Origin of the sequence: Leptospira ognonensis, assembly GCF_004770745.1 — a bacterium.
Lineage (GTDB): Bacteria > Spirochaetota > Leptospiria > Leptospirales > Leptospiraceae > Leptospira_A > Leptospira_A ognonensis.
The window spans coordinates 386,104-405,097 of record NZ_RQGD01000034.1; the positions used below are offsets into that span (position 1 = coordinate 386,104).

Sequence of the window (18,994 nt, forward strand, 5' to 3'; positions counted from 1 at the left end):
TAAAGAGACATTAGAGGAAATATCCATGAAAAAAATGACGTTCTCCATATTTGTTATCCTTCTTGCGGCACTAGTGCATTGTTCTGAGAAAAAAATCCCAGATACTGGCATCGTTACCTTTCTGAAAGGAGAAGCATTCGTCACCAAACAAGGAAAAAAATCGGCCTTAAAATTTGGTGAGGAAATCATCTCGGGGGATCTCATCGAAACAGGTAACGCATCCGTTGTCATCGTTACCTTCGCGGCAGGTGAATCAGCAGCCGAAATCCAATCCAATTCTAAATTTTACATCTCTCTTTATAACGATAAAAAAGCCGATCTCGAACTTCAAAGTGGAAATGTATGGTTTGCCGTGAACCAAAAAGGGAAAAAAGATTTCAGTCTCACCAGTCCCACAGCCGTCGCGGGTGTACGAGGAACGAAGTTTTTTACCTTCCAGGTAGATGCGGAAACGTTTGGAACTTGCCATTGTGAAGGTAAGGTGCATTACACAGTTAAGGAAAACAATGAGGCAACAGACAACGTCTCAGACCATATGGTAGTTGTGCGAAAGGGGAAATCGATCACGATTGAACCCGAAGAATACCATGAATTGTTTCCGGGAAATTCTACGAACCATGCACATTCGGAAATTGAAACAAGCACTCTTGGTAAAGCCCGTAATGTTTCCCCAGAATACAGAAAAAAACTTTTCGAAAGAATAGAATCGAAGTTTGCTGCCCTTTAGAATTCTCGAATCACTAATTTATGATGCGGAGGATTCGCGAGATACGTAAGATAGCGATCATTTTTCTTGGGATCGCTTTCTTTTTTACCAATTGTCACCTCAGTTGGTACGTGAAACGTTCCGAATCAGCTGAGGTTTCCTTACCAAAACGTGATGTGACACTTTGCCTTGTATCCAACCTTCGCTACCAATCACCTCTCTCCACCAATCAAATGTTACCATTTGATCCTTGGGAGGAGATGCCATCAGATTTTACCTATAAAGTGCAGGCGCCATACTTCACGACGTTAGATCCTGAATTTTTGACATTTCTAAAAGAAAGACTAAAGAACCGAAGGAATTTAGTAATCAAAACCCAGATCTTTGGAATCCCCGAGGCTGAGATTCAATCGAAATATTTTGATCTGTTAAAATCACCCAAGTCATTGGCACGTTACGAAGTTCTTGCGAAACTTAAAAAAACCAAACCGATACTCAGCGATGTATTGAAACTGTATGCAGATATTGTGGATGAATCGACAGAGATGTTATACGGAAGGGAAGATCCTTTCAGTCATGAAATCACTGGCTGCGATTCCTATTTGTATGTTTCCAAGTACAGAACACGACAAGAATCTTATAATGATGTTTTGCATTTTATCACGTTTGGAATCTTACCTGAGTTCCGTTACCAAAATCACACCTATGATCTCATATTACGCCCCTCGAAACGATCAGGAATCGAAACGAACTCCTATGTGATTGGCTATCGAAGACTCAGCACTTTGCTTTTTTTTCCTACCTTTGGACTTTTTGATTCGGTTTCCACTTTTGATAAAGAATATCAATTTTCAGAGGAGTCAGAGGAAATATTTTTGGATGCCGTCTCTGAGACATTGGAAAGGTCGCTATGAAAGTATTTCTAGTTGCCATTCTATTGCTCGTTTCTCTTTCCCAATGTCGCAGTCTTACTGTTATCGAAAGCATGGATCCTGATTTTGGCGATATAGAAGGAAATATTTACGAATCAGCAAAAGGAAAATTTGTCTGCTACGTACCAGTTGATGCACGTTATGCGGAGATGGATGACGGAAACTATAAAGTGAGTTTCCATCAAAAGGGCTTGGGACTCTTCAAAATACAGGCGATAAAAACCTCTGCTGATTTTTTAAATTCCGTTCAGCAGAAAGGTAAAGAAGAATCGCTAAAGAACTTTATTGAAACCAATTTGATCCAAAAGATCAAACAATCGAGACCAAATGCAGCAGTACCCATATCGGAATTTTATGAGAATTTTCGTGGTGGCGCTTACTTCTTCCTGCTACAAGTAGCAAAGAATTCTGAAAATGTAGGCGAAGGGAAAAATTCGTATAACGAATATGCTATGATCACATTCCTCTCTGGTAATTTTATTTACATCATTACGAGGGATGCCCCCACTTTTCCGACAGAAGTTACCAAAAACCAATTGATTCCGATTGTGCTAGCCTCGCAGAAACGACTTCTTGATTTTCATTCTCGGATTCTGATTTTTGGTGATGAAGCTGCGGCTTCTTTGGATATAGATGCCTTTGATCCAGAAGCAGAGGGAAGTAACTTGGAAGAAGAGGAGGAAGAGGGAGGTGGGGCAGGTGTTGCATCGGGCTCCATAGATCTCGGTGGGATCCTTAAAGCGTTGGAAAAAAGGTTTTATACTCCCAAAGGAAAATTTGATCTGAAGCCCGGCCGTTTTAAATTCAATACGAAACGATTCAATTCAAATAAATTTAAGATGAGCGGGCGGACAAGTTTCAAACCTGGTCGATTCAAAATGAAGAGTTCCTTCAAGTCGCGTGGTTTCCGACGCTAAGTTCTCCCGACTGTCGCTGGATTCGCGATGGATATCTTTAACCTACTTTACTTGCTAACTTTCGGTGTTTTTCAAAGTCGATATTGGAAAGCGGATTTCTTTGGATTAAATAATCTTGAACAGATGACGCATAAAATAAGGAAATACAACCATTAAAATGGGCGGCACCTTTTTCTGTGAGAGACAGGCAGGAACGGTAGAGTGGTTCCTTGCAGCTTTGAAGATCCAAGCCATTCTCGGAAGTTCGATACTGCATATAACCTTCATCTATCAAAAATCGTACTTCTTGAGTATAAACCTCCTCTAAGGGAACGCCAAACTTACTCTGAAACGCATTCAAATTGATTTCGCCAAAATAGAAACTCACCGAAATCATTTTTGCCATCATATGCCTTTGTGGAAGTTTATAGAAGTCTTGGATCGGAAATTGGTTCCCCTTTAATTTTTGAAAGTAAGGTGCTAAATTTTTCCCAACAGAACCAGAGTTATACGAAATTGTTGTATCAGAAAAACTTTGTGCACCAAGGCCCATGCCTAGGTAAGATTTACCTTCGATGACACGTTTGGTCAAATATGTACTCGTACCCGTATCGAATGGTATTTTGCTATATGTGTTTTTTCCTGGATTTGCTAAATAACCAGTTTCAGTAAGAATGACTTTTGCTAGTTTTGCTTGCTCTTTGACATGGCTTAAGACCACGCGTTCTGCTTGGTCTGAGATGCGAGTTAGTTTATAACGCATGCGATAGAGCGTAATATAATCTGGCGCCAGGGAGATCGCATGCCTGAGAGTGTGTTCCCATGATTCCATAGATTGATCGGCAAAACCATACATCAAATCTAAATTGATCTTTTGAAAGCCTGCCCTTCGCATATTGTCGAGAGCTTTTTTGTGATGGATGATTCCATTTTCAGATCTTCCGAGTAATTTTAATAGATTGGGCTCAGTGACTTGGATGCCCATACTGATTCTCTTAATACCAGCGCGTTGGTAGGATTTCAATTTATCAAAGTCAGAACTTGCGATTTTTGGTGTCGTTTCAATACTGATTTCGCAGTCATCCGATAAAGTAAAGCACTGGTTGGTGTGTTCAATGTGCTCGGAAATCAGAGAAGCATCTACAAAGGAGGGTGTCCCCCCACCAATATCAAACCCCACGATTTTTTTGGGTCCTAATCTCTCCCGATACATTTTGACTTCCAAGTTCAAGTGCGTCATGTACTCTTTCGTTTGGTCCAGCTCGCTCTGTCCCACCACGGTATACTCACAAAAATAACAGCGAGTTTCACAAAAAGGTATATGGGTATAAAGATTTAAAGAATCGATACCACCAAATGCACTTAACACTTCCGCATAGACCGCCTCGTTTTTTACGCGGTAAGGGCCCCATGTCAATTCATGAGCGATGGGATAGGCGGTGTTTGCAATATGATGGTTTCGCTCTCCCGCTTGAAAAATGGCCCGCGGATCAAACGTCGTCTTATCCGCAGGATCCGGCTTTGCCCAAATGGGAAGATTCATTTTAAATAGAGTGCCAATAATCGATTGCCGCCTGATACATTGATGGCAGGTATGTGATGGTCTTTTAGAATTAGAAACGCCAGATGCCCCCTTCTTCCTGTCTCACTCAGCACTGCGATCTGTTTGGCGCCAGATTGATTTAATTTTTGCAAGAGTTCAGGCATCATGGTTCGAATCGATTCCAAGGGAATCCAAAAATCTACATTCTGGTTTTCCTTTTGTTCCGCACCCACATCTAAAAGGAAGAAGTGAGACCTGTTGTTTTTAATTTCTATTGGTTCCACCCAATCGGTAAGTTTTAATTCCTTTTGAAGTGCTACCGTTGCTACAATGTTGAGTGCATCTCGTGAAGTTCCAAAAGCAGGGGAGTAAGAAAAATCTAAATTTGCAAGTGTCTCTAATTTGATCCCTTGTGTGAAGGCTACTGAAAAGGCATCTAGTCGAGATTTAATATTGGAACCCAGTATATCGAGTCCAAGCACCTTATGATTTTTTTTATGATACAGAAGTTCTAAAATCATGTTCTGGCTACCTGGGAAATAGGATTCTTTATCCACGGCATGGACAAAGGCCTTACCAACCTTCTGTTTTCCATACAGTGCCATCGCCGTTCCTACGCTCAGTCCAACCCTTCCGATCTCGAAGTTCGGAGTACGTAGGATCATACTGCCAGAAAACTCACTCAATTTGATTTTTAAACCTGCTGCATTGGAACCAGCCACTTGAGCAGTTTTGTCAGATACGGCGGCTTGCGCATTCCAGCCGGGTCCTTTTTTCGAAGGAACGGATACACAAATGCTACAAGCGTAAATATTTTTGATGTTTGTTTGGCAGTATTCATTGATCTTCACAGTCCCATCCTTATGAAGTTTTACGCCTGCTTCACGTAATAATTCTGTCCTGGGTCTGACACCAATGGCTGCAATGATAAAATCTGTGCGAATTTTTTTACCGTCAATGATGACATCTGTTATGTGATTTTTTTGTATGGAAAAATCGATGTTTTGGTAATTTGTGATGAGCGTTACTTGATTTTTTAAGATTGATTCTGCAAAGACGGCAACATTCTCAGAAAAGTTTGGAAGGATGTGGTTTGCTTTTTCAATGAGTGTTACTTCCGCACCTCCACGTACACAGCCGTCTAATGCCTCTAAGCCCATAGAACCACCGCCGAGAATCGTAATCTTCTTTTTTCCGAGTTGGATTTGTTTCTGAATTTCAACCAAATCATCTAACGTCCGAAAGAATTTATAATTTTCTGTATTTTTCGGAAGGCCTGTAGGTTGGATGGAAAAGGCACCCGTTGCAAAAATAAGTCTATCATATTTTAATTCACCGAGATCGTCAGGAGAGGAAAGGTGAAGTATGCTATTTTTCGAATCGATTTTTAAAACTTCTGTCCGAGTGTAGACTTCGATGTTATAAACTTTCTGAAAATAGTCTTCTCTTTCCTTGTTTAAGTCTTCAAGATTTTTCACTTCTCCACTCAGGTGAAAAGACAAACCAGCCATCGCATAACTTACTCTTGTATTTCTTTCCAGCAATATAATTCGAGCCTTTCCATCGATTTCCCTTGCCCGAGAGGCAGCAACTGGGCCCGCGAGAGCACCACCAATAATGACGATGGTTTTAGGAAGTTCGTAGGTTTCTGGCATGGCAACAGTAAAAGTCAGTGGGAATTAAAAGCAACTATTTCTAATACTAACGTTTGAAATCGTAAAATCTAGGACGGAATTGATTGTTTTTCCGGTCGTTTTTATGGGGAACATAAGATCCTCACTTAAAATATACTCCGTAGAGATTGAAAACTACGACCCCAAAAATGACGCCGACCAAGAAAGGAAGTTTCACAGTCTCTCGAAACTTACCGGCAAAAGAAAGCTAAATGAGTTTTGCTTCTGCCAATTGGTTTATATGCTCGATAAGGGTTTCAGAAATGGGACGGTAAGATATACCTAAATCTTGTTTGCTATAAGTATTGTTAAGCGAAAAAGATATGCCGATGTTTTTATTTATATATTCCCAGCTCAGGCCAAAAAATGGTCCTACCAAGTAGGCTAAAAATTTAGGAAGTAAGGATTTCGGAATCCAGTATTTGTTACCGAAGTGTGTTTTTAATATTTTTGCTATACCCAGCATGGAAATCACTTCAGCGGAAACGATATGTCGTCCTGTAACTTTTTCGTTTAAGGCGGCTGCAATGTGTGCTTTCGCTACATCTCGTACATCAACGATTCCCATATAAAGTTCAGGAACTCCTGTAACAAATTTTCCATTCACCATTGAACGCATAAAGTTGACGCTCGTTCCATCTCCTCTGTCGGATAAAGAAGGACCTAATACAAAGGATGGATTAATCGTTGTTAAACTCCATCTGTTTTGTTTCTTTTGTATCTCCCAAGCATCTCTTTCGGCTACTGTTTTTGAATATGGATAAGGTTGGTGGTGGAGTGAGCTTGTTTCGTTCCAGTAGGATTCATCAATGAGTTTTTCAGGAGCTTTCTCGGCATCAGAAGAATCTCCCATAATGGAGGCAACACTCGATGTTAGTACAACACGACGAACACATGGAAATCGATTCACAGAACTCAATACATTTCTAGTACCGAGTAAGGCAGGTTCCACAAGTTCTTTTTGCGGGTCTTTGATGCCTTCGATAAAAAATGGAGATGCCATATGTATGACGATTTCACATCCACCTTTATCACCGATGGCCGTATCATAAGAACCTTCCTTCAGTAAGTCTGCTTCATAAAACTCGAGTTTCCCTTGATAGGTTTCCGAAAGAGAAAGAAGATGTTTTATTTTATTTTTATCCTTTAGCGAGCGAACCGTGGTTCTCACAAAAAAGCCATCTTCTAGTAAAAACTTGATTACCCAGGAAGCAATATAGCCGCCTCCACCCGTAACTAAAATTGGTTTTTGAGTTTTTAATGATTCCATGAAGTATTCCTTAAAATTTTAATAATCCTGTCCAGTTAGGAGGAGGGGGCTCCTCAGAAAATGTATATGCCCTATCCTTATATAATTTTGAAACGGAATCTGTCGGGCAAATCTCTAAACAATATTCAAAACATTCTAGAGCCCCAGAAAAATTTCTCGATTTGTATTCGTGTAACCCAGTAAAAAAATGAGGTAAGGATTGCTTTTTTTGTTCCTGCTCGGCAGGGCTAGCTGCATTTAACACTTCATAAATGACGATAGGAATGGTTTTACCCTTTACTATCACCGCGTCAATTTCTCTGAATTCAAGTCCAGTATTTTCTGGAATGTTTCTGCAAACTGAATCGCTAACGATAATAGGAATCCCATAGTTTTTTGTAAGCCCTTCTAGTCTTGATGCTAGGTTTACATTATCGCCTATCACAGTCGTGTCGAGACGATTGGCTTCGCCGACAGTTCCGAGCATCACACTACCAAAGTGAATTCCAAATCCTGCATCTAAATGAAAGTCTCGGAAGGTTGTATCTCGCATTCCTCTTACTTCCGTGCACATCGCAAGCGCTGCAAACACAGCATCCTTTGGTTCTCTTGGAAAAAGTGCCATAATGGCATCACCAATGTATTTATCTATAAAGCCATGACTCGTGCCAATGGCAGGGCCGAGTCGTTCCATATATTCATTCAACAGAAGGAACACATCCTTGGCAGGTCTTGATTCGGATAGATTCGTAAAATTTCTGATATCAGAAAATAATATTGTCAGGTTCTGCTCAACAGAATCCCCGCGATAGACTTCGAGAATCGTTTTCCTATGGAGTATCTCAAGAAACTGATTGGGCACAAAGCGAGAGATGGATTCGTTGATTCTTTTTTCTTCTTCCAAGGCTTTCTTTTGCGACTCTAAAAGTGCCTGACGGGCTTCTTCTCTTTCTCGTTTCAGACTATTGATTCGATCTCCGATACCGAGACTTAGGAAAACGCCCTCGAAAAAACTTCCATACATGGGGCTATAGGAAATAAAATTTGAATAATCTATAAAGCCCAAATTCATTATGATATAGAGAAGGACGCTGACAATTAAAAACGACCAGGCAATGAGAAAGTATCTTGCACCCAAATAACCTTGATTATATCTTATAACAGCCGCTATAGTTATAACCGAAATCCCAAAAATGGGAATGATATTGGCAACTAGGACTTGGTCCTTTAAGTTTAGAAATGAGAGAGATAAAAGACTTAGAATATCGACAAGAATTGTTAGTTTTAGTGCTTTTTTAATCCAATTTCTGTCATCGTTAGGAAATAGATACATCCAGGCAAAACAGGTGGCTGCAATCGTCGAAAAAAGCGAGGAGATCGGTCCAAGCATAATCACAAAAATTGAATTTGAATAATCGATAAACGGTATCCATTGGTTGTTCGAATTGAAAATAAATAATACGAAGCTAAATATATAAAGGCAATAAAATATAAACAGTTTATCTCTGATGGAGATAAAAAGCACTAGATTATAAAGTAACAAAAGTAACATGGCTCCATAATAGGAACCTGAGACAAAATCAGTAAGTCTGCTAAACGTATCAAACTTCTTTTGTGAGAAAAAACGAAGGGGCAATAAGGCAGGGCCTAGAGTTTCTGCTCTTATAAAAATTCGTATTGGTTTGTCCTTTTCAATCTGAAACGGAAACACGGGACTTTTATTTGGGACCATCATTTGGTCCATAGGTACACGCCTTCCAGCTATCATTTTCGTGTAATTTTTCTGATTAGGATTATCGACGTAAAATTCTACTTTTGGCAAAAAGTAAGACTCTATATATAAAACCCAATCTTCCCATTCAGACTGAGATTTTAAATCTAAGCGGACCCAGATTACCGAATCTAAAATTCCAAAAGTGGTATTATGTTTTGAATAGATCCAACTAGCATCTGGTAGATTTCTTACGTTTTCGATTGTGAGATTCGCATTTTTGTCAAAAAAATAAACTGACGACGAGTTTCCATATAACCAACGCTCGTCGTCAATGAGTGTAAAGTATCCTGTTCCATCATTTCCGGCATGCACTTTACAAGTTGTTATGGAAAGTGTCGCAAAAAATAAGAGAACAATGAGTTTCATTGAAAGGTGCTTTCTAAACCGCTTTCAAAGGATTTCCGCAAATCCTCAATTTTCCAGGATAAATTGCCGTCATTTAAGGCAAGATCAAGCGCACCAGTGCTCTCATATTTGCCAATTAGCTCCGCCGAAAGCTGAGCGTCCGAAAAATGTTTTTTGATTTGGTCCAAATCTTTCGTTTTTACCGAAAGAATAAAACTAGCGCCTGTTTCACCAAAGAGTAAGGAGTCGAGCCGATTCACTCTTTTCTGCAAAGCCTTTAAATCTAACTGAATGCCGACATTCCCAAGGATCGCAATTTTGGAAAGGGCAATGAGGAGACCTCCAATAGATAAATCTTTTGCGGCTTGAACGAGACCTAGTCCATGCAGTTTTAGTAAAGTTTCTATCGTTGCTTTTTCTTTTGCAAAGGAGACTTCGGGGAGCTTGCCTGTATCTTTTTTATGAAAAACATAAAGATATTCAGACGCAGAGATGGTAGGTTTGAACTCTCCGACGAGAACGAGAGATATGCTAGAATCCAATTGTTTGGGAAAAGTTTTGATTCCTCGTGCGACATCATCAATCACACCAACCATTCCAATCGTGGGAGTAGGGAACACAGGCCCTTCTGGTGATTCATTATAAAAGGAAACATTTCCACCGGTAATCGGAAGTTCAAGAAAACGACAAGCATCTCCAAGTCCGCGAACGCATTCGCTAAATACATAATAGTTTTCAGGGATGTAAGGATTGCCAAAGTTCAAATTGTTTGTCACGCCATAAGGAGTTGCACCCGTTGCTGCGACATTCCTTGCAGATTCAAAGACAGCTATCGCTGCCCCTTGGTAAGGGTCTAGATATGTATAGCGCGAGTTACAATCAGTGGCAACGGCGATTCCCTTTTTGGTTCCAGGGATTCTAACGAGGCCACCATCTTCTCCTGGTGGCACTACCTTTACGAGTCCTACTTCTGTATCATATTGTTCATAGACTGGTCTTCTTGAACTCACATTCCATGAAGCTAAAAACTTTATGAGAGTCTCTTTGATTTCCGTAAGGGCAGGCGGTTTAATGTATGATTCATCAAATTTTAATGCATCATCTAAATAAGTAGGTCTTTTCACTTCCCGTAAATATCTGGGTGCCCCACCACCTAAAACTAAACAGTCGGCAGGAATCTCGGATTTTAATACTCCATCTTTACGAATTCGTATCATACCGTCAGCAGTCACAGAGCCAATTTCAGATGAATGTAGACCCCATTTTTGAAATATAGCGATTAATTCTTCTTCTTTTCCTAGTTCTGGAATGACAAGCATCCGTTCTTGAGATTCGGAGAGCATGATTTCGTAGGCATTCATACCAGCTTCACGTAACGGAACTTTGTCGAGGTCTACATCCATACCCGTTTTGCCTTTGGCACTCATTTCTGAGGTAGCACATGAGATTCCTGCTGCACCCATATCTTGGATGCCAACAAGCACTTTTTTTTGTATAGCTTCTAGAGATGCTTCCATCAGAAGCTTCTCCATAAAGGGATCTCCAACCTGAACAGCTGATCTTTTTTCTTCTGATTCTTTGGATAGATCCTTTGAAGCAAAACTTGCCCCATGGATGCCATCACGACCAGTGGTAGCTCCAACAATATAAACTTTGTTTCCCACCATACCTTTTGTCGAAGCCGATGCCATTTCATCGTGTTTGGCGATACCGATTGTCATTGCATTGACAAGAGGGTTTTTAGTAAACGTAGGATGGATGAATAATTCTCCGCCTCCAACAGCTATCCCCAATGAATTTCCATAATCCCCGATACCTTTGACGGCTCTCGTAAGTAAATATTTGTTTCGAGATTCTGTTGGTTCACCAAATCTGAGTGAGTTGAGAGAAGTGATTGGCCTTGCACCCATGGTAAAAATATCACGCATGATGCCACCAACTCCCGTTGCAGCACCTTGGTATGGTTCTACGGCAGTAGGATGATTATGACTTTCGATTTTAAAAACAAGCGCTAAATTGTCACCGATATCCATGGCGCCAGCATTTTCCTCACCTGCTGCAGCAAGAAGCTTATCTGATTTTGTAGGTAACGTTTTTAATTGAAGGATGGAATTTTTGTAAGAACAATGCTCTGACCACATAGCGGAAAAAATTCCAAGTTCCGTTGAATTTGGAACGCGTCCTAATATTTTATTAATTTCATTAAACTCATCTTCTGTTAATCCGTGTTCTTTGGCGTCATTGAGTGTTACCTGGGTTTTTTCCATAAATACAATCCTTATATAATGTCTTTATAATTTCTATTGAAATAGAGGAGAGGTTTTCCTTCCTGGACCTGTGCCTCTCTGACCTCTCCAAGAACGAGGTAATGGTCGCCAGCATCGATCATTTGATGCAGTTTACAATCCAGATTGACCAGGGCACCCGTAAGGAAGGGTAATCCCGATTTGCTAACTGTTGGCTTTAGTAAATTTAAAACTTCCTCTTTGTCCAGGGAACTAGAAGCAAAATCAGCGGAAATTTGTTTTTGTTCCGAGGAGAGAATATTCACAGAAAAGGATGCCGAGGTTTCGATCTCATGTTTTGCCTGACTTCCTTTCGCCAAACAGAAAAGTACGAGGGGAGGATCCAGAGATACCGAAGAAAAACTCGATACTGTGATGCCGCCAGATTTATTTGAAGAACGGTAACAAATGACGGTGACACCGCTTGCCCAAAGAGAAAGTGCTGATTTAAATGTCGTGGAATCGAAGCTCATGGAATCCTCATAGGTTGATAAATATCAATATTTAGAATCAGAATAATAATGAAAATCAATTTGACCATCCCGATTCGAAGGTGTTAGAATAAATGAAAGGGTAAATGATTTTGATGAAAACACTTACAAAACACAGAGAATTGATTTTCCAAGACTTGACAGCAAGAAAAGACCACCCAACAGCCAAGATGGTTTTTGAATCGGTGAAAGGAAAAGCAGACCGAATTAGTTTTGCTACTGTCTATAATTCTCTCGAATATTTGGTCGAGCATGGGCTGATCAATAAGCTCAATATGGAATCCGAGTCCATCCGATATGATGCTTTCCTCGAGAACCACTCGCACTTGATCTGTCGAAATTGTGGAAAAGTATATGATGTTCCCAGCCTGAGTCTAAATACCAATGACGTCAATTTCGACGAATTAGGCTTTAAAGTAGACCGGATCGATATTTCTATTCTGGGGCGCTGCCTAAACTGCTAATTTTTTCTAGGTAAAAAAGCTCCCGCCTTGGATGGTTGCCGTAATGGGCATCATCCAAACACTTTCTCCCGAATTGATCAACCAGATCGCGGCAGGAGAAGTGATCGAGTCGGCCCATTCCATCCTCAAAGAGCTCATCGAAAACTCTCTTGATGCTAAGGCCACAAAAATCGAAGTTCTAACAGAAAATGCGGGACTGAGCCGCATTCTCATCTCCGATAATGGAGTCGGAATGGCACGAGAGGATCTGCCCCTTTGTGTGAAGCGCTATGCCACTTCCAAGATACATAAATTTCAGGACTTAGAACATATTTTTACCTTTGGATTTCGCGGGGAGGCACTCGCTTCCATAGCATCCGTTTCCAAACTTTCCATTGCCAGTGGCATGGAAGGGGAACGTGTGGCATATGAAATCAAAACGGAAGACGGAAAAGTCACCTCAGAAAAAGAGATCCCTCATTTTGTCGGAACGAGGATTGAAATCACAGATCTCTTTTACAATACGCCCGTTCGGCGAAAGTTTTTAAAAACAGAAATTGGTGAAGAGAAAAAAAATAGAACTAGATTGCAAATCATGTCTCTTGCGGTTCCAAACGTAGGATTTCGATACGTTCAAAATGGGAAGGTCGTATTAAATTTAAATCCCGAGCCAGCATTCGAGAGAGTGCTTTCTATTTATGGAGAAAATTTACGTGACCATCTGCTTGCTGTATCCGTAGAACGAAATGGCATTCGTCTCCATGGTTGGATATCACACCCTGATTTTTATAAGTCCTCCCGGATGAGTCAGTTTTTTTTTGTTAACCAGAGGTCCATCGAACTTAAGTTCAGTGCCCAAATCCTAAAACGATGTTATGGAGAGCTGCTTCCATCGGGCGCGTTTCCCTATGCATTTCTCTTTTTTGAACTACCAGCTAACTTCATTGATGTGAATGTACATCCTCAGAAAAAAGAAATTCGGTTTTTATCAGAGGATACCATTTCTGGATTATTATTCCAGGGTATCCAAGAAGTGTTGCGTACGTCGACTCCAGTAGAGTTTTTGGAGATGCGGCGAAGGCTGTCGATGCCCATTCCTTATGTGCACGGAGAGAGTAATCTGGGCGAGGAAATGGGACTTGGACTTGCCGCAACTTTACCCTACAGAGAACATTTTTCACTGACGGGAATCTCTCCGGGAATCAATTTGAATTTGCTCAGTGAAACACCGACCAAACACCATGCCTTTGTACCGAAGAAACACTATGGTATCATTTTTGAAACATTCATTCTCGCAGAAGCAGAAGACGGACTTTACATCATCGACCAACATACAGCTCATGAACGGATCCGGTATGAAGAAGTCCTAAGAGATTTAAAGGAAAAGGCATATAAAACCCAAGTTCTTTTAACCCCGATTCGCATTGAAATGACCATAGAAGAAGCCGAAGAAGCACTTTCATCCAAGGAGGCGCTCGCGGAAATCGGAATTTCGATCGAACCATTTTCAGGCGGGACAATTTTAATCCGCGAAGTTCCAAGTTACATTGATCCCGGCAAAGAACAAGAAACCATACTTGATTTTTTAGAAAGAAGAAAGACACGTCATTTAGAAGAGAAACAGATGTTTGATGAAATGGCAAAATGTGTCGCGTGTCGTTCGGCCATCAAGAAGGGTGATATGGTTTCTGATCATCTCATCGCTGAACTTTTGCAACGCTTATCTTTTTGTGAAAATCCATCACTTTGCCCTCATGGGCGTCCGACTCTGATCAAGCTATCGAGGCAGGATCTTGAAAAAATGTTTCATCGAATCTAGCCCATATTTGCATCTAAAAACATTGAACTTTTTTATGGTTCTAACATCCTTGTCCTGATGCCACGCCCCCTTGAAGGCAAAAATATGACCTTGCGGGAGAAAGAGAAAATCCTTCTCCAAAAAATTAAGGCCGGTGACCCGACTGCATACATGACACTTGTCTCCCCATTTCGGGAGAGGTTGTTTCGGAAAGCAGTTTCGATGGTCAAAGACTCGGATGATGCGGAAGACATCGTCCAAGATGCCTTAATCTCCGGTTACAAATCCATTCAAAACTTTAGAGCTGAAGCCGGTGTATATACCTGGCTCTACCGCATCGTCGTGAACAAATCTAAGGACCTACTCGCGAAGAAGAAACGAGGCAGGGAAAAGCCCATGGACGACTCGGGTGACAACCAATTTGTCGATGAGCGCGAGGGATATGAAAAAAAACTCGAACTTTCCGAGGAGTCTCGCTATCTAATGGATAAGATTGGGCTTCTCGAAGATTCCTACAAACAAGTCCTTGAGCTTCGGTATTTTGAAAATCTCTCTTATAATGAGATTGCAGAGATCATGGAGTGTAATGTAGGAACCGTCAAAAGCAGACTTTTTAAGGCGAAGGAGTTTTTGAAACATCTCATCCTAAAAGACGAAAAGGGTGAAGGATTTTTCGAAAAATAGAAATTATGAATATAGCAACATGGCTACGAGCTAGATACCCACAACTTTTTACTGAATCACACGAGTCTGTCGTCGTTGAGAATTGCCTCTGTAGCATGTTCTCAGAAAAACGTAAAAAAGAAGAAACCATCCTACCGCGCATGTCTGATGATTTTGATACCCGTCTTATGAATCTTTTACAAAATGAAAAGATCGAACAAGCACCTGAAACGTTTTCAACCCTTCGCAATCTCGTCGAAAACCGAAACTTGCAGTATTCCTTTTCGGCCGTTCTTGTCATCACTCTTGCTTTTGTTTCTGTCTCTAGGCTAAATAAAAACGAATCCTCACTCCAAGAATCAGCGGGTGTTGTCTTAGAAAATACATCCTACTTGAATGAGCCTGCAAGCATTGATCTCAGTGATAACTACCAAAGAAAGGCTCTCATCGATCATATCAAAAAAGAGCCTGGTTCGATTGGTGGCTTACGCGAGTTAGAACTGTATTACGAAAAGACAGGCCGCGGAACTGCTGCGAAAGAAATTCACTATTTGATCGGCGAAGCAGAAAATTAAAATTCTGCTAAAACACTTTTAGCCTGAAGGATGGCATCACGGAAGAGATTTTGTGGTGCCATTTCTATAATCGCATAGGCATATTGTTGGATTCTACACTTCACCTTAAATTCTTTGTTCGTTCCTTTCTTTAAAGCCTCATACAGCCTGTTCAGTTCTTTCTGCCAAACTTTGATTTCCTCGGGTGTTGCCTGCTTATCGGCTAAAAAGAGTTTTGTTTTCCAGGCGAGGACAGGAACATATTCGCAAATTTCCTCTTCTCCCACGACTTTTTTTGCCTCCTCGATCAGGGATCGAAGGGGAGGGTAAGAAACGAGTTCGGAATGAAACAAACCAGGATCTTCCAAAAATGCCGCTAGATAGATTTCTTTACCTTCTCTTTCCCGACCGACCATGCAATAAGCCTCGGCGAGATAAAATTTTAGATGGGGCGAAATGCGAGTGCTCGTGTCTGAATACGGGAGTATCTCAAGAGCCGTCCTGTAATCGCCGATTTTGATCAGGCAGATCGCCAGTTCCGTAAGGGAATCGGCATCAAGGGCGTTGGCACCTTCCCAGCGATAGGCGAGTTTTAGATGGGTGGAGGCCTCTTCGAGTATGCATCTCAGGCAAGTCGAGTAGGCGACCGTCTCCTGGATGTTTCTTTTTTTTGATTCTAATTCAAAAACGGAAAAATAATCGAGGAGAAGTTTTCCTCTTTCCTTCCCCTCTCTGGTCCGCAAAACAAGATCAAGTCGATTGTCCCAGAAACTGGCAACAAAATAACCGCTGATATAATCTAGGTCTTCCGGCTCTTTATCGAGTAAAACCGAATACAACGATTTTGCTTTTTCAAACTCTCCAACAGAAAGTGAGTGTATCGCTTCATCCGATTTATGGAACATTTCTAATGGTGGCTTTTTTTATCGTGCAATTTGCTCACTTGGGAGAGAATTTTGTCTTCCAGGCCATCAATACAGACATATATATCCTTATTTTGGTTATGTGCATTAAAATGATTCCCATCCGCATTTAGATTTAGGTTCGCATGGATTTCTCCATGAATGCTTTCAAATGTAACATCGCAGGAAATTACCTTTTGCACAAATTTCGTGACACGCTCCAATTTCTCATTGCTGTATGTTTCTGCGGCCTCTGATCGATCTAAATGTTTCCAAGTGTACTTTATTTTCATAGCATTCCTTACTTTTGTGTTAATTCTTAGTATGTTTAAGAAAAAAATTGGAGTCAAATAAAAAAGAATTGATGATAACGTTCTTCGCTTTGAAATTCTTGATGTAAGGTTTGAATGGAAAGTAAGGATTTTTGACTTATGGCAGATAAAGATATAGAAAAACCCGCTCCGAAAAAAAAAGCTGCCGCGAAGAAAAAAACTGTCAGTATAAAAGAAACTAAACCCGTTTCTACAAAAATTAAAATATACGAAAACGAAGACTACCTCAGGCCCGCTCATTCCACGGACCGAGATCTCGTCAAAATATTGGCACGAAACCCGTTTCAGGCTTATGTTTTCTGGAAAATCCACCCCGCGCATTTTGATCATGTCATGCAGGAATTTTCTGCCCAAAATCCTTCTGAAATCCAATTCAAGCTCAAAGTTGAATACGTAAATCAAAACGGAAAATCGGAAGTCGCCTGGTATGATTTGGCTCCCATGACGAAATCCTATTTCTGTAATTTTCCAAGCCCCGTGAAACAGCTCAGGGCTTATGTTTATGCCAACTTCCAGGGAAAACTAAAATTATTCTTAGAAACAGGCGACGGCGATCTTCCACCTGGCGTCGAATCGTTTTCGTTAGATGGATCATGGATCCATCCAAAGTGGATTGAACAGGGATGGGTAAAACAGTCAAAGTCAGGAGATTGGAAATTTACAGAATCCTTTGATCCGGAAAAGGACGGAATCTACAACTCGGAGTTTTTTTTCGGAGGCTTCGATGGCTCCTCTCGACCTAGTTCTGGCAATAAGCGTAAGGACATATAAGACATGAACGAACCGCGCGGTTACTTGGTTATGATGTTACATGCTCACCTGCCCTATGTTAGACATCCTGGGTATGCGAAACCTTTTATAGAAGAAAATTGGCTAAATGAAGCCATCTTGGAAACTTACATTCCACTCATTCGTGTTTTTAAGAATTTAAAAAAAGAGAATGTACCTTTTAAGATCACAATGTCTTTCACACCTTCTCTCTCTTCTATGCTTGTGGATGAATATTTACAAGGTAAATTCAGAGAATACATTTCGAATCTGATTTTACTCGCAAAAAAGGAAACGATTCGAACAGATTACGATCCACATTTAAACTACCTTTCTAAAAGATATTTGGAACATTTTCAAAACACGCTTGAGATATTCGAAGAGACTGGTGGTGACATCACCAAACAATTGATTCCTTTTTTGGAGTCTGGGAATCTGGAAATCATCACAAGCCCTGCCACTCACGGATTTTTACCATTCTACGAATCCGAGCCGAGCATTGTTCGTTCTCAACTTAGGAACGGTCGACGCACGTTCCGACGCATTTGGGGCAGGGACCCAAAGGGAATATGGCTTTCTGAGTCAGGATTCCATCCAGGGATTGAGGATGCTTTAGATGCCGAAGGTTTCCGATATTTTTTCGTAGATACGCATGGAGTCACGCACTCAGTTCCAAGGCCGATGTACGGTGTGTATGCTCCTGTTGAAGTCGGCCACGGAATCTTTGCTTTTGGTCGTGACCCAGAAAGCTCGAGGCAGGTCTGGAGTGCTACAGATGGCTATCCTGGAGATTTCCGATACCGCGAATACTACAGGGATATCGGGCATGATTTAGAATATGATTATATTAAACCATACTTGAATTCGAATGGAATTCGTATCAATACAGGTATGAAGTATTACCGTATCACTGGTAGATCATCTTATAAAGAATACTACCATCCTGATTGGGCTATGGAAGCTTGCGGCGCGCATGCCGAAGATTTCCTAAAGAATCGGATGCGCCAAGCGGAATGGCTTTATGCTCAAAACAAACAGCCCGCAATTATCGTTTCTCCATATGACGCAGAGTTATATGGTCACTGGTGGTATGAAGGTCCTCAGTTTATCGAATTTTTATTCAAAAAAATGCACTTCGACCAATCAACCGTTAAACCTGCATTCCCTCTAGAAGTCACCCGCTTACTGCCTCGGGTACAGTCTGTGAAGATGAAAATGTCGAGTTGGGGTGAGGACGGTTATGGAGATGTTTGGCTCAATGGAACCAATGAATGGATTTATGAACATATCTTTGCGCTCTCTATTGATATGCACGAAAAAGCACACCTGTATAAGGATAGCAAGGACCCTTTAACGCTTCGAGTGCTCAAGCAAATGGGGCGGGAACTTCTCCTTTTGCAAAGCTCGGACTGGGCCTTCATTATGAAAACAGGTACCATGGTGGATTATGCAGTGAGACGAACCAATGTACATACTAACGTCTACATGCATTTGAAAGAAATGCTGGATTCGGGTCGAATTGATGAGGAGAGACTAGCAGCCGTAGAGTTTGAACACAATATCTTCCCGGACATCCAAGTCTCTGACTTTCTTTAGTTTTAGAATTGTTCTAAAACTGACTTGCGTCCAAAACGGAACCG

Annotated in this window: 17 protein-coding genes; 9 read left to right on the top strand and 8 right to left on the bottom strand. The window is 41.0% G+C overall.

Annotated features, from left to right (window positions below; genetic code table 11):
- Positions 1–25 precede the first annotated feature (25 nt).
- From EHQ58_RS12295 to EHQ58_RS12305, 3 genes are all read left to right on the top strand, one after another.
- Positions 26–727 (top strand): FecR family protein, encoded by a 702-nt coding sequence (locus tag EHQ58_RS12295; RefSeq protein ID WP_167883622.1) that lies wholly within the window; start codon positions 26–28, stop codon positions 725–727.
- Positions 728–837: 110 nt separating this feature from the next.
- Positions 838–1,620: a hypothetical protein gene (locus EHQ58_RS12300; RefSeq protein WP_135624173.1), complete on the top strand. Its 783-nt coding sequence runs from the start codon at positions 838–840 to the stop codon at positions 1,618–1,620.
- On the top strand, positions 1,617–2,555 hold the full coding sequence (locus EHQ58_RS12305; protein WP_135624174.1) for a hypothetical protein: 939 nt from the start codon (positions 1,617–1,619) through the stop codon (positions 2,553–2,555). Before EHQ58_RS12300 ends, EHQ58_RS12305 begins: the two co-directional genes overlap by 4 nt.
- Before the next feature lie 37 nt (positions 2,556–2,592).
- Here the strand turns inward: EHQ58_RS12305 and EHQ58_RS12310 are convergent, their stop codons facing one another.
- The 6 genes from EHQ58_RS12310 to EHQ58_RS12335 form a co-directional block, all read right to left on the bottom strand.
- Positions 2,593–4,077, bottom strand: coding sequence for a coproporphyrinogen-III oxidase family protein (locus tag EHQ58_RS12310; RefSeq protein WP_135624175.1), 1,485 nt, complete (start codon positions 4,075–4,077; stop codon positions 2,593–2,595).
- The gene (locus EHQ58_RS12315) at positions 4,074–5,732 is read right to left on the bottom strand and encodes an FAD-dependent oxidoreductase (protein ID WP_135624176.1); all 1,659 of its coding nucleotides are present in this window, start codon (positions 5,730–5,732) and stop codon (positions 4,074–4,076) included. Before EHQ58_RS12315 ends, EHQ58_RS12310 begins: the two co-directional genes overlap by 4 nt.
- 226 nt (positions 5,733–5,958) lie before the next feature.
- Positions 5,959–7,020, bottom strand: a complete 1,062-nt coding sequence (locus tag EHQ58_RS12320; RefSeq protein ID WP_135624177.1) for an NAD-dependent epimerase/dehydratase family protein — start codon at positions 7,018–7,020, stop codon at positions 5,959–5,961.
- Positions 7,021–7,030: 10 nt separating this feature from the next.
- Complete coding sequence (locus EHQ58_RS12325) at positions 7,031–9,139, bottom strand: 7TM diverse intracellular signaling domain-containing protein (protein ID WP_135624178.1); 2,109 nt, start codon at positions 9,137–9,139, stop codon at positions 7,031–7,033.
- Positions 9,136–11,385 carry a phosphoribosylformylglycinamidine synthase subunit PurL gene (gene purL / locus EHQ58_RS12330; protein ID WP_135624179.1) on the bottom strand — a complete coding sequence of 750 codons (2,250 nt, stop codon included), beginning with the start codon at positions 11,383–11,385 and terminating at the stop codon, positions 9,136–9,138. The genes EHQ58_RS12325 and purL overlap by 4 nt, the downstream gene beginning before the upstream one ends.
- Positions 11,386–11,396: 11 nt before the next feature.
- Positions 11,397–11,876 carry a flavin reductase family protein gene (locus EHQ58_RS12335; RefSeq protein ID WP_135624180.1) on the bottom strand — a complete coding sequence of 160 codons (480 nt, stop codon included), beginning with the start codon at positions 11,874–11,876 and terminating at the stop codon, positions 11,397–11,399.
- Positions 11,877–11,989: 113 nt separating this feature from the next.
- Between EHQ58_RS12335 and EHQ58_RS12340 the strand changes: the two genes are divergently transcribed.
- From EHQ58_RS12340 to EHQ58_RS12355, 4 genes are read left to right on the top strand one after another with little or no spacing between them, the layout of a single operon-like run.
- Entirely contained in the window at positions 11,990–12,358 is a 369-nt protein-coding gene (locus EHQ58_RS12340; RefSeq protein ID WP_135624181.1) for a Fur family transcriptional regulator, read from the top strand.
- Positions 12,359–12,401: 43 nt separating this feature from the next.
- Positions 12,402–14,156: a DNA mismatch repair endonuclease MutL gene (gene mutL / locus EHQ58_RS12345; RefSeq protein ID WP_135624182.1), complete on the top strand. Its 1,755-nt coding sequence runs from the start codon at positions 12,402–12,404 to the stop codon at positions 14,154–14,156.
- Positions 14,157–14,213: 57 nt separating this feature from the next.
- On the top strand, positions 14,214–14,819 hold the full coding sequence (locus EHQ58_RS12350) for an RNA polymerase sigma factor (RefSeq protein ID WP_246047346.1): 606 nt from the start codon (positions 14,214–14,216) through the stop codon (positions 14,817–14,819).
- A 5-nt stretch (positions 14,820–14,824) separates the two neighbouring features.
- Complete coding sequence (locus EHQ58_RS12355) at positions 14,825–15,373, top strand: LIMLP_12425 family protein (RefSeq protein WP_135624183.1); 549 nt, start codon at positions 14,825–14,827, stop codon at positions 15,371–15,373.
- Here EHQ58_RS12355 and EHQ58_RS12360 read toward each other — a convergent pair.
- Together EHQ58_RS12360 and hpf are read right to left on the bottom strand one after the other, a co-directional pair.
- Positions 15,370–16,257 carry a hypothetical protein gene (locus tag EHQ58_RS12360; protein WP_135624184.1) on the bottom strand — a complete coding sequence of 296 codons (888 nt, stop codon included), beginning with the start codon at positions 16,255–16,257 and terminating at the stop codon, positions 15,370–15,372. The genes EHQ58_RS12355 and EHQ58_RS12360 overlap by 4 nt on opposite strands.
- A gap of 2 nt (positions 16,258–16,259) precedes the next feature.
- Entirely contained in the window at positions 16,260–16,547 is a 288-nt protein-coding gene (hpf, locus tag EHQ58_RS12365; protein ID WP_135624185.1) for a ribosome hibernation-promoting factor, HPF/YfiA family, read from the bottom strand.
- A 138-nt stretch (positions 16,548–16,685) separates the two neighbouring features.
- Here hpf and EHQ58_RS12370 point away from each other — a divergent pair, with 138 nt between their 5' ends.
- The gene (locus EHQ58_RS12370; protein ID WP_135624186.1) at positions 16,686–17,357 is read left to right on the top strand and encodes a hypothetical protein; all 672 of its coding nucleotides are present in this window, start codon (positions 16,686–16,688) and stop codon (positions 17,355–17,357) included.
- 3 nt (positions 17,358–17,360) lie between these two features.
- Positions 17,361–18,950 (top strand): glycoside hydrolase family 57 protein, encoded by a 1,590-nt coding sequence (locus EHQ58_RS12375; protein ID WP_135624187.1) that lies wholly within the window; start codon positions 17,361–17,363, stop codon positions 18,948–18,950.
- The last annotated feature ends 44 nt before the right edge of the window (positions 18,951–18,994 follow it).